Source organism: Arthrospira sp. PCC 8006 (genome assembly GCF_046480465.1).
GTDB classification, from domain to species: Bacteria; Cyanobacteriota; Cyanobacteriia; order Cyanobacteriales; family Microcoleaceae; genus Limnospira; species Limnospira platensis.
Genome location: NZ_PKGG01000528.1, coordinates 1 through 545 on the forward strand (window position 1 = coordinate 1; position 545 = coordinate 545).

Here is a 545-nt window from a genome sequence, read left to right on the forward strand (position 1 = left end):
TATTCCCGTCCCCGCTAATAAGGATACTGTCCCATCTCCAAAGCCTAACCCCACTGCAGGACCTGCAGCAGAACCGGCCGAAAATTGCGAGTTATTACTTCGTTGTTGACCTAAGAACGTTTCATGTTTAAAATCCTGAGAAACGCCTCCCATTACTGAAGCCATTCCTCCTGCCATTGATCCAGGTCTAGAACCATCAACCATGACCTGACTTTGCGAAATGAAATGGGTTTTCCCTACTTCATCTCTTACAACTCCCGATTGACGAATAAAATTAGCTCCTACTCCTACTCCAACAGCTGCTCTTATTTCTATATAGGTAGTTGTAACTCCAGGCCACCAAGCTGCTCTTCCATCCGGGTCGGTCATATTCACCGGATTGTTGTGCACATAATGATATGGCGTCCAGCTTGGAAACTCACTTGCCAACGGATCCACACTCAACCACTTCCCTACCCTCGCCGGATAATACCTCGCCCCGGCATAAGTAAGCCCCGTTTGTTCGCTAATTGTTATATTTTCAAAGGTGCTCACGATTGTTTTGC

1 protein-coding gene is annotated in these 545 nt (G+C 46.8%); it reads right to left on the reverse strand.

What is annotated here, in order from left to right:
• Positions 1 to 534, reverse strand: a 534-nt coding sequence (locus B9T16_RS29205) for an RHS repeat-associated core domain-containing protein (protein ID WP_410246450.1), incomplete at its 3' end; no start/stop codon positions are given.
• Between the last annotated feature and the right edge of the window lie 11 nt (positions 535 to 545).